The sequence below is a fragment of the Flavonifractor sp. DFI.6.63 genome (assembly GCF_024462255.1).
Lineage (GTDB): Bacteria > Bacillota > Clostridia > Oscillospirales > Oscillospiraceae > Lawsonibacter_A > Lawsonibacter_A hominis.
On record NZ_JANGBE010000035.1, the window covers coordinates 21,503 to 38,969 of the forward strand.

Here is a 17,467-nt window from a genome sequence, read left to right on the forward strand (position 1 = left end):
TCCGGTCTTATTTCTCGTACTCCGGGCACTGATACCGGGGCTTGCCCCGGCTGGCCGTTCCATACTCGATGGCCCCGGCCGGGCAGCCGCAGATGCAGGCCATGCAGTGGGTGCAGCGGCCGCCCCAGACGGGCGTCCCGTCCCGCAGCCGGAGGTTGCCCAGCGGGCAGGCGTTTTCACACTTGCCGCAGCGGATGCAGGCGTCGGAAACCGTGAAGGGCTTGGCCCTGACGATAAACCGGTAGAACGCGGCGTTGACAATGCCGGACTTCAGCTTGTCGGTCAAACCGGCCTTGACTGCGGGGAAGTCCCGCCCCGACCGGATGCAGCCGATACCGCGCTCCAGCGCGGGCTGGGCGGCGGCGATGATCTTGCGGGCCTCCGCCTCCTCCGGGGCGTCGAACAGGGCGATGTAGTTTTCCGGCATGACGACAGGGAGGGTTCCGCGATGGCGGAGCCCTTTTTTCCTGCAGAGTGCCTGGTTGTACCGCGCTGCATTGCCGATCTCGCTGCCGCAGGTCATGACGAAGTAAGCGTCCCGGCTGCCCGCAAAACTGCCGTTTTGGATCAGCCGGGCGAAAACCCGGGGCAGCTGCCAGCCGTAAGTCGGAGCCGCAAATACCCAGGGCTTCTCCGAAAACAGCTCCGCCGCGATGCCGTCCCGGATGAAGGGAACGGCGTCCAGCAGCGTATCCTCCAGTTGGTCCGCCAGCTGCTGGGCACAGTACCGGCTGTTGCCGGTGCCGGTAAAATAAACGATCAGATGGATCCCTCCTCAGATGACGATTCCCTCGCAGTGGCCGCTCCCATGCTGGATGATCCGGGCCGTCCGCCCGGCGAAGGTCTGGAAGCGCACCTGGAATTTTTCATTGCCGTTGCAGACTTCTCGGGCCCTGTGTGCTTTTCCTCCCAAGCGTTCAATACCGCAAGCTGTTCGGGCGTGTGGAACCAGTGCTCGCCGCGCTCCATGACGGTCAGGCCGCAGCCGAACCGGCGGGCGAAGGCGTCCGCCGTATCCCGATCTGTCAGGGTGTCCCGCCCGGCATATAAGATCTCGGTGGCGGCGTTCCATTTCGTGATGGGGTGGGCCCGGACGTATTGCAGATACCGCCAGGAGAGCGTCTCGCCGAAATCAGTGGCGATCTCGCCCTCACGCTCCAGCCGCGTCTCGTCGACCAGGGCCAAGCCCATCCGGTTCCGGATCAGCTGTTCCATGTCCAGCACCGGCGATACCAGCAGCGCCTGCTCCGGCGGCATGTCCGCCAGGGCCAGCAGGGAAAACCACGCGCCGATGCTGTTGGAGCGCAGGCTGATGCGGCCCCAGCGCCCGCGCAGGTACGCCATCACGCCCCGCAGTTCCGGGACGACCTGCCAGGGGACGAAGCCCGATTCCTCTTTCCGTGCGCCGTGTTCGGGCAGGTCAATGGCCAGCACCTGCGCGCCCTTGGGGCAGACGATCTCCCCGAAGGCCGCCCCCTCTTCCTTGCAGCCGCATTTGCCGTGGACGAACAGCCAGACCCGGTCGGACGGCTCGCCGTATAACACGGCGGAGATGCGGCCGAGCAGTAATACGTTCCGTTTCATGGCGCGGCCTCATGGAAGGATTCGCTTTAAACCGGCGACATCCAGTAAATTGACGGTTTGGAACTTTCCCTGATAAAACACCGCCCAGTTATTGAATACGCAGGGCAGCTCCTTTGCTTTTTGCAGCGTATCCACCTGAAGAAAGGATGCCGGGACCCCGTTCTCCTCACAATAGGTCTGGAGCCGCTCCACGCTTTGAACAACAAAGGGACACTGAAAATCATAGTAAACGGTCAGTTCCCTGGGCTCAATTTCCTGCCGCTTTGCGTTTGGGGCGAACTTCGGCATGGTCCCATCAAAGGAAAGCGCCAGCAGCGCATAGCCGTTTTCCGTGGTATCGGCCACCTCAAAGCCATATTTCTTCGCAAAAGTCTGGTCGGAGAGCCAGGCTTTTTGCTTGGCCGCTCCCAGCATGCAGACGCCGGATTTTCCCTGCGCCCTGGCATCCGCCAGGCAATACTCCATCAGCGCCGTTCCGTAGCCCTTTCCCTTTTGTTCGCCGTTCACCCACAGGCAGTACAGGTAGAGGTAATTGTCCCCGGTGACCGGGACCCAAGCCGTCTCCAGGGGTGCGTATTCCACGAACACCGCAGCCCTGGCGTTGAGCTTTCGAAAGACATGCCCCTCCCGCAGGCGCTCTGCAAGCCATTGCCGCTTGGCCTCCACACCCGGATGGGGCTTTTTGCTGCGGATGATACAGCACAAATGCTCACTTGCCAGGTTCTCCGGCGTCAAGTTGATAAAGTCCGCGCACATGTGATCGTTCTCCTCTCCACAGACGGGGGGGGGGTTCCCCGTTCTTCTGCTGTACAAAACACAATGCAGGAGGACCGTTTGCTTCCAAGGTCGGGTCAACCTGCTTCGGTTCGTTCCGGCCCGCGATGGCGGCAAAGCGGAAACGCACCAAGGCCATCCGTATCCCCAAACCGCTTCTTGCCGCGGCCCCTTTTTCCGGCCCCGCTACCGGGCTCCTCCCGATCCCCGTCCCCCGAACATCCGGAGTGATTTGCCAAGGGAAGAGGCGCATGGGGCTATAGGGTCAGCCGGTTCATTTCATCCTGCAGACGCGCCAGGAACTGTGCGGCAGGAGCGCCGTCCATCTGGGTATGGTGAAATTGAAAAGAGACGGGAAGCGTTGTGCTTAAAAATCGCTTGCGATATCTCCCCCAAAGCAGAAAAGGATTGTTGTAAAAACCTGTGTAGAGATTGACCATACCGTCTATTTCATAGCCGGCCAGTGCAGAAGTGCCGATCACCATCCAATCTTCCCCCAGACAATACGCTTCCCCGGTCGCGCAGACTGCTTGGGTCAGCCTGAGATAATCCAGGTTGAATTGCTCCAGGTGGTCGGAATAGGGAATGTCACAGGTGCTTAACTCGCCATCCCGCGTCGTAACGACGGTATTGACGGCGAGCTTGTCATACTGCATGAGCTTATCCCCGACCGGGAGAATATAAAATTCCTCCGTCTGCGCGGCCGCCTTGCCGATGCACCAGCACATGAGCATATGGAACTTACAGCCGCTTTTGCGGCTTACCCGGACAAGGCGCGTTACATCCAGAGTTTTGAACAGCGTCACCATCGGCATGGGCGCTTTCATCCATAGCTCGAACGCCGGAGCGCGTTTTGTCTGTTTCGGATCGATTTCTTTTGCCATTCCGTTTCCTCCGTCAATCAACGCGGGCCAAGCCGTCCAGGACGGCGCCGCTTTTTTGCCATGCCCCGCATGCCGATAAAAAACGGCCTGCCGGCGTTTCCAATCTTGCGGGGATGGGCCTGTTTCCACTTTTTGAAACAGGCGTTAATCCTCGCGATCCCGTGACTTGCGCCGCCTCTTTGCCTGAACCAGCGTATAGCTCATGTCGATCAGGTTTTTGATCTCCTCGTTTGAAACCGTGCCGTTCAGCAGGATACTGACCCAGCTGCTCTTGTTCATGTGATACGCGGGCAGAAATCCCGCCTGCAGCCACAGAGAACCAACAAGCAGTGGGGCACATTTCACATTCAGTACCTCCGCGTTCCCCGTGCCGGCCAAACCCAGTTTGTCCCTGGGTACGTCCATCATCACGCCATACCATTTGCCGCGGGGGCTTCGCAGCACTGCATAGTGGGGATAACGGGCCCACGGATCGTCCGGAAGCGTCCCATACTGCCGCTGCACCCATTCCAAGACCGCCTGTCGATCCATGAAGGAACCACTCCTTATCTTTTTTCCCACAGACCGCGCCGGTCCGGCGCCCACTGTTCCGCCCTGCACTCGATCACCAACTCCTCCAGCGACGAGAGGCTGGCCGCGATGAGGACGATGACCAACGTCCAGCGGGACCCGGTCAGCACCAGCGCAAAGGGGTACAGAGCCAGCAGAACGCCGGTACACTTGTTTCCCCAGGTGTGCAGAAAGCCAAAGCGCCCGAAGCGCAGCCGGGCGGCCAGCGCCGCGGCAAGACGGACCGCCGCGGCGGCGCAGATCCACAATGTCAGCCAGGGATCCGGGGCGGCCAGGGGCCAAAGCCGCCATACCAGTACCGCCGTTACCGCCAGATCCGCCGCCGAATCCAGCCGCGCGCCGAACGCGGAGCAGGCATTCAGGCGCCTGGCGGCCAGGCCGTCCAGCACATCGGTCAGGCAGCAGAGCAGGTACAGCGCCAGAAACCGCGTTGAGACCTCGGCGGCCAGCAGCCCCAGGGCCAGCGGGAACCGTGCTGCGGTGAGCAGGCTGGGCAGACGGTTTCTCATGGAAGCTGCCCCAGCACGGCTGTGATATCCTTTAAAATCAGCGGCTGCATGCTGTCGCGGTAGCGGCTCAGGTCGGCGTGCTCAAGCGTCCGGCGGATGCGGGGGATCAGACGGGGCTGGGCCGCGGCGATTTCCGGCAGCGCCTGAATGCACTGCCGGGCGGTAATGGGCTTCTCGTCGGTGACGTGGCGGAAAAATTCGTCCATCAGAGCCTCAAAAGCCTCCGCGCTTGCCCACCGGGCATTGGCGGCGAGAAGGGAAATGGCGCGGTTGCGCACCAGAGAATTTTTGTGGCGGAGGAGCGCTGCGAAATCCGCCAGGTAGGGCGCCCAGCGGCTGCTTTCCCGGCTTTCCGCCGCGATCTGGTCTGCCCAGGCGCGGGCGTCTTTCACGTCCCTGCTGGTCAGACGGGCGATACAGTTGGATGGTTCCATACTGGCTCCCTCCTATTTCGCACGTGCGAAGTCATGTGCCTCCCGCAGCCAGCCCGTCTGCGCCCCGGGCGGCTGCGCCGCTTCCAATACGATGACGGGGCGGGCCCGGCGGTTGGGATAGGGCGCCGCAGCAGCAGCCGCCCGGGGCGAATCCGTCCGGCAGGAGAGACCGAAGAACAGCAGTTCGCCGGTTGCCGCCGGAATCGCTCCTTTGCTGCCAGTATACCACGCAAATCCTTGCAGGGAAAGACTTGTGTACCGGGCTGTGCGCAAATCCGAGACAAATCTTGCGTTTTGGCAGCGACAGGGTTATAATCACCTCGTGGTCCGGACCCGCGGTCCGGCCAACATCAACGGTTAGGAGATTGCTGTTTGAAACACAACGCCTTGGAGATTGTGGGCTGACCGGGAGGTTTGCCGGACACGATCTCACGAACCTCCCATCATTGCCATGCTACAATTTTGAGGAGGTAACCCCTATGAACCAAGATTACACCATCCGTTTGGAAACGAAAAACGACTACCGCGAAGCGGAACAGCTGACGCGCGAGGCCTTTTGGAACGTGTACCGCCCCGGATGTCTGGAGCATTATGTCCTGCACGTCCTCCGGGACGATCCCGCCTTTGTCCCGGAGCTGGATTTCGTGATGGAGCGGGACGGCAGGCTGATCGGCCATGTGATGTATCTGCGCTCCGAGATCCATGGGGACGACGGACGGGTCATCCCCATCATGACCTTCGGCCCCATCAGCATCGCGCCGGACTGCAAGGGGCAGGGCTACGGGACCCGTCTGCTCCGCTGCTCCATGGAGGCGGCCCGGAAGCTGGGAGCAGGCGCCCTCGCCATTACCGGCAACATCGGCTTTTACGGAAAATCCGGCTTTGTGGTGGCCTCGACCTGCGGCATCCACTATTTTGCGCAGCCGCGGGAGGCGGAGGTGCCCTACTTCCTGATCCGGGAGCTGGAGCCCGGCTTCCTGGACGGCGTCACCGGCGTATACCGTGACCCGGAGGGCTACTTTGTGGACGAGGCGGCCGCGGAGGCGTTCGACGCCCTGTTCCCGCCCAGGGAAAAGCGGAAGCTGCCGGGGCAATTGGTGTAGCGAACAAGGGAGCGGCCCATTCGGGCCGCTCCCTTGCCGTATGGCGCTCACGGTTTCTCTTTTACGGCGATCCAGATCTCGCAGGTATAGTCCGGGTTTTGGACGTCCGCCGAGGGATAGACCTCCAGCTCCACGCCGCTGCCGTACTCGTAATTGCTCTGGGGGAAGAACTCGGTGCAGATTTGCTGATAGGTCTTTTGGAACGCATCGGGCATCTTGCCCTTGCAGGTGAAAACCGCGTAGGTGTGCGCCGGGATCTCGATGACCTCCAGCCCCTCGTCCTTCACCTCGGCCCCGTTGTAGGGCGCGCCGATCCCGTAGGGGAATGCGGAATCGTCCATCTCGCCCGAGAAGCAGATGCCCATCAGGCCGCCGGTCGGATGGAAATCGGCATACTTGCAGATGGCCTCTATGGTCCCGTTCCGGCCGCATTCGTTCCAGAATGCCGAAATGTCGGCGGTGGCCATGTCGCCCTGGGGCTTGAAGACCTGTTTTTTCCTGCAGATTACCGGAAACGCGTCCTTCGCCACAATTCTGTAATCCATCGTGTTGCCTCCTGTTAAAATCAATTTGACGGACAACCTGGAAAAGGATTTGACCGTTCCGCCCCGTCGCGCGTCGGTGGGGCTGATGCCGTGGAACCGGGCGAAGGCTCTGGAAAAACTCTCCGGGGTGTCGTAGCCGTACTTCATGGCGATGTCGATGACCTTTTCGTCCGTCTGCTGCAGCGCGCAGGCGGCCAACGTCAGACGCCGCATACGGATGTAGTCCCCCAGTGTAAAGCCGCAGAGCATCCCAAACATTCTCTGGAAATGAAAGGCTGAGGAGCAGGCCTGCTTTGCCGCCTGCTCATAGTCGATCGCTTCCGTCAAGTGGGCTTCGGTGTAGTCCAGCGCCCGCTGAATCCCGGTGATCCAGTCCATGGCAGATCCCTCCTCCGTCTGAATGGATTATCGCAGATTTCGGCAGCAAAAGCCTGACATTCTGTGCTTTGTGTTGTCAGGCCTCGGAACGTTTCACCGCCCGCAGTTCGATGTACCCTCTGCCGCCCCGGGGCTCCAGCTGGATACGGGGATTTTCGTCGTCCCAGCGGTAACCGATGAGGCCCGGGTCGTAGCGGTCCATGGCCTCCTGCACCGCCTGGATCGCCTCGCAGAAGTCCTCCTCCGCAAAGGGCTCCCCCTGGAACATCAGATAGGACGCGGCGGGCAGCCGGATGACGTCGAAGCCTTCGGGGACGGGGCCGTCGTAATCCTGCGCCACTTCCACGCCCTGCACGTAGGAGGAGGTGCCGGGCGTCTGGTAGGGCGGGCGCAGCCACAGGCACACCGGCTCGCCGCAGAGGGATTTTATGCTGGTGAGCACGCCCCACACGTCGCAGCCTACTTCTTCACAGTAGCCCATGTACTCCTCCGCCTTTACGCCCCGCTTGAGGATGACCTGACGCTCAGGCTTCTCCACCACTTGAATGAACACGTTTTTGATCCCGCTCATTTCACATCGCTCCTTATGCAAATATTTCCGGAATTTGACGCCGTAGGCGGTAAAAAGAGCGAGAGGGACCGGGCGCATGGCATATTCTTGGGGTTGCAGCCGAACTCCCGCAGAAAGGCCCGCTGGTAGCCGTCCACGCTCTCGAAGCCGCAGTCATAGGCCGCGTCGATGATGCGGATGCGCTCGTCCCGCAGCCGCAGGGCGGACTTGGAAAGCCGCAGGCGGCGGATGTAATCGGCAGGGGAGCAGCCGGTGTGCTCCCGGAAGATGCGGCGGGCGTACCAGGGGGAGAACAGCGCCGCCCGGGACAGGCCGGCCAGGGTGATCTCCTCGGCCAGGTGGGCTTCAATGTAGTCCTGCATCCGCTGGACGGCCAGAATCGGTTCCTTCACGCGCTTCACCTGCTTTGACGTGCTGATCCGGATGCGCAGGCGGTCAGGCGAAAATCCTTGGCCCGACCGCGGGGGGCAGGGCTGCGGGGCCAAGGCCCTGCCTCCTCAGGGAAACGCATCCGTGTTTCACCTGAAATACGCATTGTGACAATGCCCGCATGCTCCCAAACGTCTCTGGCGCCCTGCGGCCAAAGCGTATTGCGCTTTGGTTCACAGGCATTATTATAACAAAGAGCAAAGGAATTTTCTCGACGTTTTTTGCTCCGTCAAAAGGCTCTGCTGGGTCTGGGCGTTTTTTCAAACGCGCCGAGACGGCGGAAACCGCATTGTTGTGACAGAGGGGGCCTGCTTCCTCACGGCGGCGGCGGAACAGACCCATCGATGCGCGGCCGTTGGGGCGTTCCAGCATATAGGCGCTGCCGTGCCGGCGGAGGTGCGGTTCTTTCAGGCCGGGAAAACAGCGCCGCTCCCAGCGGTGCAGAACAGGCGGAAACTTGCATGGTCCGTTGCATCGTTCCTCTCTGCGCAGACGTTGAAACGGAGATGACGCATACCGCCGCTCCCTCTGCTGATGGGCCGGTTGGGCGATACCCCCGGTTGGTGATGCCTGCGGCTGCCCCGCCTTTTTTCTATTGTACCATAGGTTTAGGCGTCTGTGCGTACTTTTCCGGCAACTTTATGGCAGGATCTGTTTTGGTACTTCCGCTCCGACCCCTCCAACGCGTTGAAGGGGTCGGAGAGGCCGGGAGCCGAAGCCCCCGGCCCTTTCACTAGGTGGTCTTTTCAAATCGCTTGGCTTGCTTTGCCAGCCCCTCCCCTATAGGGGAGGGGCGGATGAGAGTCGGAAATTGTTTTTCTGCGGTCTGGTCCAATTGAGAATGATATCAGTGGCAACCGTGCACGATACTCAGGAATTAGGAATTTCAGAAACGATACCGTGGTTTGCAGAGGATACGCCATGAACGATAGTACCGTCTGTGCAAATGATATTGATCGTATCTGTGGTGCCTGCGGTAGCATTCAACACCCAGTTGCCAGTAACAGTAATATCCTTCCACTGCTCCATTGTCCCGCTGTAGTTGATGGTAGTCAGGTTTTTACAGTCGCGGAAAGCCATGCTGCCGATTTCGGTAATACCGGCGTGTAGGGTAATTTCAGTAATGCCGGTGTTTCTAAAGGCATTGTCGGAGATCACGGTAACGCCGGCGGGAACATTAATGGAGGTAATTCCTTCTGCCTCGTAGAAAGCGTTCGCAGCAATTTCCGTAACATTTTCAGGGATGACCACGGTGCCGGTCAGACCGGACTGCTGGAAAGCGCCCTCATCAATCTTCTGCAGATCAGCAGGCAGAGTGATGGAGTTCAGTGCCGTTGCCTTGCGGAATGTACGGTTGCCAATGCTGGTAATGCTGTCGGGCAGGGTGACGGAAGTGACCGTGGTGTTGCTGTCAAAAACGCGGTCTCCGATAGCGGTGACAGATTTACCATTAAATGTATCAGGGATAACCACAGCAGAAGCGTCACCGTTGTAGGAAATATAAGAAAGCGTATTTTCACCATCTTCAGCATACCAGACATCGTTCTCGGAATCATAGGTAGCGGCACCAGCAGTTAGAAGCGCTTTGACTTGATTGTCTGCTACGGCAACACCTGCAATTGTGCAGTTGGTGAAGTCAAGGTTTTTCGCTATTGAAGGATCTAGGACGAAACCGGCTTCAAAGTCACAACTATCAAAAGTGGTATCCTGATAAGGACGCAGGAAGGCGTAGCCGGCACCCTCACCGAAGGAGCAGTTGGTAAACTTCACTTCTGCAAACATATTGCTGTAGGAAGTCCAGCCATTGATGGTGGAGTTACTGACCAGCAGTTTATACTCGCTGACGGTGCTGCTGTCACCATGGATGGTATAAACAGGACCATCAATGGTCACATTGTCGATTACCAGGTCAGAGGACAGACCACCGGTCATAATGCCGCGGAAACCGCTGTCAATGGTCAGATTCTTGATTGTGCCGCCGGTAGTATAGACAGTGCAGTCCCATGTGTCGTCCAGACCTACAGCGGACAGCGTTTTGCCGTTGCCGTCCAAGATGCCGCCCCTAACGGCCAGCGCAGACTCGTTATTGCCATAGCCAGCCACAAGCTGGTCGGCAGGAACCGTGATATTATCGCTCAACACGACCGCTTTACCAGAAGCAGTGGCAGCCTGTATAGTGGTAATTTCATTGGACACGGTATTTGCCCAACTGCCGACAGCAGTCACAGTGCCGTTGTTGGCAGTCACGTGCACCTTGCCTATAAATGCGTTTTCGTTGCCATAGGGAGACTCGGTAGTCATGCTGTTGTAGTTCAGCGTGATGGTTGCGTCCTCTGCAACGGTAACGCCGACAGTTCTCTCACCAGCAGTATTTACGCCGAAGATGGCTCCAACGCCGCCCCAGGATTCAGCGTAGTCGGGGCTATCCTGATAGCTGACGGTGTTGGCGCCGGCAATCGTCACATTGGTAAGGGTGCCGGCTTCGGCGTTGCCGGCGATGATGCCCGCCTGTTCGCCGGCGGCGGTTACGTTTTCAAGCGTAAGGTTTTCCAGGGTGCCGGCGCCCAGATAACCGGCGAAGCCGCTTTTTGCCGTGGCGTCCATGCCGCAGGTCAGGTTGGAGACCTTGTGACCCTGGCCGTCAAAATTTGCCCAGTGCATAGCCATAGGTGTCCAGGTCTTACCGGACATGTCCACATTCTGAGCAAGCTTGAAATAGATGATATTGCCTTCACTGGGCGTCACGGAAGCGATAACATCTGCAATCGCCATCATGCCGTCGGCGTTGAATACAACATAGTTCTTGTTGTCAACCGTCTTGCAGGTCTGCTCTGCGCCCGCAAGGATCACCTTGTTTCCTTCCGCGGTGGGATGGATGGAATCCGTCTCATAGATATAGTTGCCCTGATCGCCGGCAGCACAGTCGGTAAAGGTGCTGTCCGTGATGGAAATGCTCGCCGCAGCCGCAACAGTTCCCAAGGCCACGCCGGGCTTTCCTGCATTATTAAAGGTACAATTGGTTACACGGATGGTGCCGTTGGCACCATTATCATCATGGATTTTCAAGCCACGGTTAGAGGGGAAGGAGCAGCGGTCAAAACTCACCGTACCGCCGTTGACCCATGCGGAATAATAGGCATCCTCAGCATTCTTAAAGGTGCAGCCCGTGAATGTGACCTCAGGAGCAGGGCCGGAAGCAACATTCTGAGTCACATGGAAGCCGTTTTCAAAGGTCACATTCTTAAAAGCGGCCTTGCCCTGCACTTTTCCGAACATCCAATACCAAGAGGTCGGGTTGTAAGTTACCGCATCGGTAACAGTCAGGTTCTTGATAGTCAAAGTTCCGTTGGTGACATAGAGAGGAGTGACGCCTTGGCCGATCAGATGGAGCTTGACATTATCGGTTTGGCCTTCGATAGTCAGATTGCCGTCAAACATAGCGGCACCGTCATGGGTGGAGCCGGTGGTATACTCGGCATCTTTCAGCAGAGTGATGGTATCGCCATCTTCTGCGTACTTGAGGGCCAGGTCAAGGGTCTGGTAGTAGACATTGCCGATCTTTGCCGCGGCCTCGGCGGGGAGGGTGGTAGTCCAGACAAAGAATTCCGTGCTATCACTGCTTCTGATATAGTTATACTGATAATAGCTGTCGGGGGCATCCACGACGTCCCAGTCCAGCAGCTCGCTCCAGATTTGGTTAGCCTCGCTCAGGGTGCCGCTGGTCAGGGTGAACTTTGCGCCGCTCTTGTCCACATTGACCGCGCCCCAAGAGTTGCCGCTGGTGTTCAGGTTGGTGGCGGTCACTGTGGAGGCGTTGACGACCAGACCAGCGTTCTTGCTGTTCTGAAGCGTCACATTGCTCAGGGTCACGCCCGTGGCCTGATAGACGTTCAAGCCGCAGGCCTGACTGCTGCTGTTCAGGGTCACATTGGACAGCGCCACATTGTTGGAACTGATATGAACCAGATTCTTGTAGCCGTTCTCGCCGCTCCAAGATGTATTGTTTGCGGAAATGGTCTTTCCGTTGCCGTTGATGGTCAGGGGTTTGTCGATGCTGAGCTGTGCGGTCAGCTGAATGTTATCCAGCAGAACGATGGCGTCGTTGGTACTGGCGGCATTTACAGCGGCTTGCAGCGTCTCGTAGCCGGTAGAGCCAATCGACGCGACATAGGTCTTGCCGGAATCGGCAGGCGCTACATAGGAATAGCCGCAGACGGTGCAGGTATACTTCGTGCCGCCCTCGACAGCAGTGCCCGCATCATAGGTACAGGCTTCGTCATCACAAATATAGTGGCCGCAATCGTTGAAACGGACACACTTGATATCGTGAGTTCCGTTGCCGTTGCTGATCGGCTTGTCTTCCTTGTGGCCCAGAGCCGGAATGGCCTCTGTATAACTGGCGCCGCAGGAGCAGGTATACGTTTTCACGCCCTCTGCGGTACAGGTGGGCTGGGTGGTTACCGTCCCGATATAACTGTGCCTGTGGCTGGAGCCGCCGGAGGAACCGCCGCCGCTGTTGCCGGACCAATGGGCGTACAGAGTCAGGTCCGCAATAATCGCATCATCAAAATCAAACTTCGTGCCGCCGGCCGTTTTGGTGTACCAGCCGTCAAAGCCATAGCCGCTGCGGGTAGGATTCTTAGGCTTCTCAACAGTCTCGCCAGCATCGACCTTCACAGTCTCGTAAGTACCCTTGCTGCCATAGTTATACTCGAAGGTAACAGTGAACTCACCTTCCGTCTCAATACCGCCCAGGATCTCTTCGCAGAAACGATACAGGATCACTGCGGCCTGTGCGCGGGTGGCGCTGCCTTGTGGAGAAAGGGTAGTGTCACTGGTGCCGTTCACCAGGCCGGAATGATTGGCCCACTGCATGGCGACACGGGCATAGCTGCTGATGCTGGATGCGTCCGAATAGCCGGACAGGTCGGCGGCTCCGCTCACATCATACTCCTTATACGCGGCGTAGCGGTACAGAATGGCAGCCATCTGCTCCCGGGTGATGGGGTCGTTGGGGCCGAACCTGCCGTTCCCATAGCCGCCTACAATGCCGTTTGCTGAGGCCCATTCCACGGCGTCGGTATAATACCGGCCTGCCGTCACATCCGCAAAGGTACCCGATGTGGATACGGCGGGGGTGCCCTCCAGCCGGTGGAGGATGGTCACGATCATGCCGCGGGTGGTCGTGGTGTCCGGGCTGAAGGTCGTGGCGCTGGTGCCGCTCATCAGCCCGTTTTCATAGACATACTGCACTTCATCATAATACCAGTCTGTTGACTGGACATCCCCGAAGGGGGAGACGCTGGCCGCTGCTGCAGATGCAGGCAAAAAGGTCATTGCCATGCAAAGCACAAGCAGGCTTGACAGGAATCGTTTCATGTTTTTCGCTCCTTCATTTGCGTATTTTTTGCCCCGCGCTCCGGGGCTGGGATAACGAATCGATCAGACGCGCTTTTGCATCCTCCGGCGTCTGCCGGGGCGGTTCATTGATCAGGTATTGCAGCGCATCGTTCCACTCCGCCAGACTTGCTTCCTCCGGGCCGATCTTTTTCAGGGCCCGTACCAGCCGCACCTGCTGGATGCCGTCCAGAAACCGCAGGTCGGAAAGATACTCGCATCCAATCCTGACCGCCAGGGCGTCCAACAGGGAAATCGTTACCTTCAGAGTCTCGCCTCCTCCCGCTGCCAGCCGATGGTGAGCGGTTCTGTCTCTACATCCGGCCAAGGGCTTGCCCCGCCGGCAAGTCCATACCGGCCCGGATACCTGCCTGAGTCTCCAGGATCCATTTGCGCAGGCGCCGGGGCTTTCCCCCGTCACAAAGAGCGGACCGGGCTGTATGTCCGCACCCCACGCAAAGTCAATGTCAGCTCCTCCACGGGCCGCGCTCTGGGCCGATGGCTCGGCACAATCGTCTTTACCGTCCTTACTCCTGCCACCTGCTCGCCCTCCCTTATCAACCAAATCAACATTTGGTCCTTTCTCATGGGGCGGATTTGGGGATAAGCGGAGAAACGAGGCAAAAATAAAACGTCTGTTCCCCCATTCAAAGGGGAAACGGACGTGAAAAAGTAAGGCCGCAGAAAATGGAACCGTGCGGCCTGGATTTTTGCACGCAAAAGCCTGAAACTGCCTTGCATTTCAAGGATCAGGATGGTATAATTTGTGTACGATATGTAGCCGAAAACAGCGGGATGTCTGCGGCTTTTGCGGCGAAATGTTGAATTTGCCTATGAGACCAACCCCAGACGGTCGAGCTGCTTCACTTGCTCGGCCCCGGTAGTCAGGAGATAGACGCGCGTGGTTTCGATGCTGGAGTGGCCCAGCACATCCGCCAACTTGGCAATATCCTTGTAGGCCCGGTAATACGTCGTTGCGAATAGGTGCCGCAGGTTGTGCGGAAAGACCTTCTCCGGGGCCACACCGGCCGCCTTACACAGCCGTTTCATTTCCGCCCAGATCTGCCGTCTCGACAAACTTTTTCCGCTTCGGGTGACAAAGAGCTCACCAGAAGCGATTTTTTCTTTTCGGGCGTACTTCAACAGCTTCCGGCACAGCTTATTGGGCAGCAGAATTACCCGGATTTTACCTTTCAGCGTGATTTCCGCCCGGCCCCGCTGGGCGGCCTCCACGGTAAGATACTTTACCTCGCTGACCCGGACGCCGGTACCGCAGATCGCCTCCATCAGCAGGGCAAGGCGCTCTTTGCCGCTGGCCCTGGCCGTATCTACGAGCAGGTCATATTCAGGCCGGGTCAGTTCCCGGGTGGAATCCCGGAACATCCTGCGCTGCACCTTCAGGAACTTTACCCGGAAGTCCCGGCCCTGGAAGCGAAACAGGCTGTTGATTGCGGCCAGCATGGAATTGACCGTGGCGGGAGCATGGTTGGTGGAAACCAGATGCTCCTTCCAGGCAGCCGCAAGGTCTTTTGTCACGGTCCGCTCCTCCAGCCATGCGGCAAAGGACCGCACGTCCCGCAAATATTTTTCGATGGTGCCGGGCGCGTGTTCCTCCGAGCGCAGATACAGGGCATAGGCCGCAATGGTCTCTGGGGTCAGTCTGTTCATATCCATTCAAAAAGCCTCCGATCGTTGTGGTACCTGTATTTTACCTGATTCAAGGGGGACTATACGGATAGAGGTACTGGCTGCGTATGGGGATATGACCGCCAAACAACCACGCTGACCGCTGTACTGGAAAAGCTGACGGCGGAGCGGGCTGAACTGGCAAGCGGCGTGGACAATGAACACCCGGCGCTGGCGGCCGTTATGAAGTACCAGAACATCGAATGTCTGACCCGTGACATTCTGGTGGAGCTGCTAGACCACATCAAGGTTTACGAAAACGGTAATATCAGCGTCCGCTTCAAGTTTGCCGACGAGCTTCGTAAAATCGTCGAGTACATCGAACTCAACGCCGAACCCCACGCACAGGTTGTTTGAGCAGGTTCTACCCCACCGCGACAGCCTGTTTTCCTAATAGCGGTAATCATATGGAAAGAGCACCCCAAATAAAAGATCGCTGCGTTACAACGATCTTGCGTTTGGGATGCCGGGGCGGTTTGAAACATTATGGTTCAAGCCGCCGGGTTCCGTCTTGAACGACTGGAATACGGCTGGCGCAATAAGCGTACCGTTCAAGAGCGCGGCGGTATCCGGGAGAGAGCGCCGTGTTTGGGGAGCCTCCCCGAAAGCGTTTGGCGGCCCGGTCTGCCAAAACAGCGCGTACGGCCACACCCGCTCTGCTGCCCGGCGCGCGGACAGGAAACAGCGGCGGATACAGGCCTGTCTCTGATTCGGACGGGAAACCGTCCAGCCAGGGAGGAAAACGGACGATGAAAGAATCGAAAATTTATCCCCGGACGGGGGATCGCCAGACGGTCTATCTGAAACAGGTCGTTACTGATCCCGGCATCACCGTGGGCGATTATACCATGTACAACGACTTCGTAAATGACCCTGCGGAATTTGAAAAGAACAATGTCTTGTACCACTATCCCATCAACCATGACCGGCTTGTGATTGGTAAATTCTGCTCCATTGCCTGCGGAACCAAATTCCTCTTTAACAGCGCCAACCGCAGCCGGACCTCGCTCTCTACATACTCCTTTCCCATCTTCTTTGAGGAGTGGGGGCTCAGCCGGGAGCGTGTGGACGACGCATGGGACAACAAAGGAGATATTGTCGTCGGCAGCGATGTCTGGATTGGATTTGAGGCGGTCGTTCTGGCGGGCGTGACCATCGGAGATGGGGCCATTATCGGCGCCCGGGCTGTCGTGACAAACGATGTTGCGCCCTATACCATCGTGGGCGGCGTCCCGGCCAAGCCGATCCAAAAGCGGTTTTCCGACGCAGTCGCTTCTACCTTGCTTGCGCTGCGGTGGGGATTGGCCGGAGGAAAGGATCGCCGCCAACCTGAGTGCGATCCAGTCGGGACGCATTGACCAGATCCGGTAAATATTGAAAAGAGCCAGATGAAACGCCGCAGAGCCAAACACGACAAACCGTCGTATTTGGCTCTGCGGCATTGCGTTGCGTTCAATTGCTTAATCGGTCCAAAAGCCCGCCCGGCTAACAGGGTCAATCCGGCGGCGAATGGGAAATAGGGCAGCACATAAATTTTAGGCATCACCGGACAATTCCCCACGCACGTCCTGGCGGCCAATTTGCCCCACAAATGCGTTGCAAAACCTTGCAATACACAAAGTATTCCTGCGGTTTTACGCCTTTTTGCGGCACAAATTTTCGCGCCAATCCGCACGCGTTGAATCATGCGGTAATGCCTTAATTTCGTGCGCCTGCGCGTCGCTGTGTCACGCAAGACCGACTTTGGCAACGGATTAAATTTGTTTTGAAGCGGCCATTTGCAATTATTAATTGTTGAATAGGACAATTAAGTTTAGTATAATCATTTTGAAAGATATAGAAGCAAAGTAGAATTGACCGGGCTGAGCATGAGAGATACTGCAGATGAGCAGGCGGAAAACGGAAGTGTTCAAACAAACTGCATTACACCATTGGTGAATAAACTTTATACAAGATGGACGATAGGAAATGAAGAAAAAAAGAACAATATACGAAAGTGCGATCATCGAAAACGCCCTTGATGTGATTTTTGGGCAGAGCGATGCTGCGTCTGCCATTCATACTGTTCTTGGAATGCTGGGCGAGCATTTCAGCGCTGGCCGTGCATACATTTTTGAGGACGGCATCGATAATCTGGGCGGCAAGAACACCTATGAATGGTGTGCTGCGCAGGTTGCTCCACAGGAAGATAATTTTAAACATGTGAGCTACAAAGATGTTTTAGATTGCCCTATATCTGAATTATTTGAAGAAAACAGCGTCTGGTACCGATCGGACCTTTCAAAAATGGAGGACGGTCCGCTAAAAGAGCTTCTTTTGAAGCAGAATATAAAAGCGGTAATTCTTGTTGCGTTATTTGAATATGGGGATTTTGTGGGATTTATTGGACTTGATTTTTGCGACGCACCGAAAGAGCTGTCAAGCGAGCAAATAGAAATCCTTCGGGTTATGGCAAAGATTATTTTTTACGTGATATTAGGGCTTGTTTGAAAAAAGGTGGAGATTGTGCTAAAGCAACAAAATAGCGATGGAGGCAAGATACACAAAGGCCAGGAAGGAAGCATCCGACTTGTCATATCTGGTGGCGATTCTGCGAAACCACT

General features: G+C 57.5%; 14 protein-coding genes and 2 pseudogenes. 4 read left to right on the forward strand and 12 right to left on the reverse strand.

What is annotated here, in order from left to right; all coding sequences use genetic code 11:
* Positions 1–7 precede the first annotated feature (7 nt).
* From NE547_RS15010 to NE547_RS15040, 7 genes are all read right to left on the reverse strand, one after another.
* Positions 8–769 (reverse strand): EFR1 family ferrodoxin, encoded by a 762-nt coding sequence (locus NE547_RS15010; RefSeq protein WP_352408283.1) that lies wholly within the window; start codon positions 767–769, stop codon positions 8–10.
* On the reverse strand, positions 760–1,584 hold the full coding sequence (locus tag NE547_RS15015; RefSeq protein WP_256176304.1) for an alpha/beta hydrolase: 825 nt from the start codon (positions 1,582–1,584) through the stop codon (positions 760–762). Before NE547_RS15015 ends, NE547_RS15010 begins: the two co-directional genes overlap by 10 nt.
* A gap of 9 nt (positions 1,585–1,593) precedes the next feature.
* Positions 1,594–2,340, reverse strand: coding sequence for a GNAT family N-acetyltransferase (locus tag NE547_RS15020; protein ID WP_186908488.1), 747 nt, complete (start codon positions 2,338–2,340; stop codon positions 1,594–1,596).
* Between the two features lie 275 nt (positions 2,341–2,615).
* Positions 2,616–3,242 (reverse strand): CatA-like O-acetyltransferase, family 2, encoded by a 627-nt coding sequence (locus NE547_RS15025; RefSeq protein ID WP_256176305.1) that lies wholly within the window; start codon positions 3,240–3,242, stop codon positions 2,616–2,618.
* A gap of 144 nt (positions 3,243–3,386) precedes the next feature.
* On the reverse strand, positions 3,387–3,773 hold the full coding sequence (locus NE547_RS15030; protein ID WP_256176306.1) for an MmcQ/YjbR family DNA-binding protein: 387 nt from the start codon (positions 3,771–3,773) through the stop codon (positions 3,387–3,389).
* 14 nt (positions 3,774–3,787) lie between these two features.
* Positions 3,788–4,321 (reverse strand): CDP-alcohol phosphatidyltransferase family protein, encoded by a 534-nt coding sequence (locus tag NE547_RS15035; protein WP_256176307.1) that lies wholly within the window; start codon positions 4,319–4,321, stop codon positions 3,788–3,790.
* Complete coding sequence (locus NE547_RS15040; protein WP_256176308.1) at positions 4,318–4,755, reverse strand: SufBD protein; 438 nt, start codon at positions 4,753–4,755, stop codon at positions 4,318–4,320. Before NE547_RS15040 ends, NE547_RS15035 begins: the two co-directional genes overlap by 4 nt.
* Positions 4,756–5,234: 479 nt before the next feature.
* On the opposite strand from NE547_RS15040, the gene NE547_RS15045 reads away from it, so the two are divergent.
* Positions 5,235–5,858 (forward strand): GNAT family N-acetyltransferase, encoded by a 624-nt coding sequence (locus NE547_RS15045; RefSeq protein ID WP_256176309.1) that lies wholly within the window; start codon positions 5,235–5,237, stop codon positions 5,856–5,858.
* Positions 5,859–5,905: 47 nt separating this feature from the next.
* Here the strand turns inward: NE547_RS15045 and NE547_RS15050 are convergent, their stop codons facing one another.
* From NE547_RS15050 to NE547_RS15070, 5 genes and pseudogenes are all read right to left on the reverse strand, one after another.
* Positions 5,906–6,781 (reverse strand): effector binding domain-containing protein, encoded by an 876-nt coding sequence (locus NE547_RS15050; protein WP_256176310.1) that lies wholly within the window; start codon positions 6,779–6,781, stop codon positions 5,906–5,908.
* A 76-nt stretch (positions 6,782–6,857) separates the two neighbouring features.
* A pseudogene (locus NE547_RS15055) lies at positions 6,858–7,714 on the reverse strand (helix-turn-helix domain-containing protein).
* Positions 7,715–8,651: 937 nt separating this feature from the next.
* Positions 8,652–13,160 carry an S-layer homology domain-containing protein gene (locus tag NE547_RS15060; RefSeq protein WP_256176311.1) on the reverse strand — a complete coding sequence of 1,503 codons (4,509 nt, stop codon included), beginning with the start codon at positions 13,158–13,160 and terminating at the stop codon, positions 8,652–8,654.
* 13 nt (positions 13,161–13,173) lie between these two features.
* Entirely contained in the window at positions 13,174–13,506 is a 333-nt protein-coding gene (locus tag NE547_RS15065; RefSeq protein ID WP_243204824.1) for a hypothetical protein, read from the reverse strand.
* Positions 13,507–14,009: 503 nt separating this feature from the next.
* Positions 14,010–14,852: a tyrosine-type recombinase/integrase gene (locus tag NE547_RS15070; RefSeq protein ID WP_370866857.1), complete on the reverse strand. Its 843-nt coding sequence runs from the start codon at positions 14,850–14,852 to the stop codon at positions 14,010–14,012.
* Between the two features lie 162 nt (positions 14,853–15,014).
* Here NE547_RS15070 and NE547_RS15075 point away from each other — a divergent pair, with 162 nt between their 5' ends.
* The 3 genes and pseudogenes from NE547_RS15075 to NE547_RS15085 all read left to right on the forward strand — a co-directional run bounded on the left by NE547_RS15075 (position 15,015) and on the right by NE547_RS15085 (position 17,354).
* Entirely contained in the window at positions 15,015–15,221 is a 207-nt protein-coding gene (locus NE547_RS15075; protein ID WP_370866858.1) for a hypothetical protein, read from the forward strand.
* A 392-nt stretch (positions 15,222–15,613) separates the two neighbouring features.
* A pseudogene (locus NE547_RS15080) lies at positions 15,614–16,235 on the forward strand (CatB-related O-acetyltransferase).
* 597 nt (positions 16,236–16,832) lie between these two features.
* Positions 16,833–17,354 (forward strand): GAF domain-containing protein, encoded by a 522-nt coding sequence (locus tag NE547_RS15085; RefSeq protein WP_256176312.1) that lies wholly within the window; start codon positions 16,833–16,835, stop codon positions 17,352–17,354.
* The last annotated feature ends 113 nt before the right edge of the window (positions 17,355–17,467 follow it).

Coding starts and splice junctions, on each gene's coding strand:
- NE547_RS15015 (WP_256176304.1), bottom strand. CDS start 1,584: ATGAAACGGAACGTATTACTGCTCGGCCGCATCTCCGCCGTGTTATAC.
- NE547_RS15020 (WP_186908488.1), bottom strand. CDS start 2,340: ATGTGCGCGGACTTTATCAACTTGACGCCGGAGAACCTGGCAAGTGAG.
- NE547_RS15025 (WP_256176305.1), bottom strand. CDS start 3,242: ATGGCAAAAGAAATCGATCCGAAACAGACAAAACGCGCTCCGGCGTTC.
- NE547_RS15030 (WP_256176306.1), bottom strand. CDS start 3,773: ATGGATCGACAGGCGGTCTTGGAATGGGTGCAGCGGCAGTATGGGACG.
- NE547_RS15035 (WP_256176307.1), bottom strand. CDS start 4,321: ATGAGAAACCGTCTGCCCAGCCTGCTCACCGCAGCACGGTTCCCGCTG.
- NE547_RS15040 (WP_256176308.1), bottom strand. CDS start 4,755: ATGGAACCATCCAACTGTATCGCCCGTCTGACCAGCAGGGACGTGAAA.
- NE547_RS15045 (WP_256176309.1), top strand. CDS start 5,235: ATGAACCAAGATTACACCATCCGTTTGGAAACGAAAAACGACTACCGC.
- NE547_RS15050 (WP_256176310.1), bottom strand. CDS start 6,781: ATGGACTGGATCACCGGGATTCAGCGGGCGCTGGACTACACCGAAGCC.
- NE547_RS15060 (WP_256176311.1), bottom strand. CDS start 13,160: ATGAAACGATTCCTGTCAAGCCTGCTTGTGCTTTGCATGGCAATGACC.
- NE547_RS15070 (WP_370866857.1), bottom strand. CDS start 14,852: ATGGATATGAACAGACTGACCCCAGAGACCATTGCGGCCTATGCCCTG.
- NE547_RS15085 (WP_256176312.1), top strand. CDS start 16,833: ATGAAGAAAAAAAGAACAATATACGAAAGTGCGATCATCGAAAACGCC.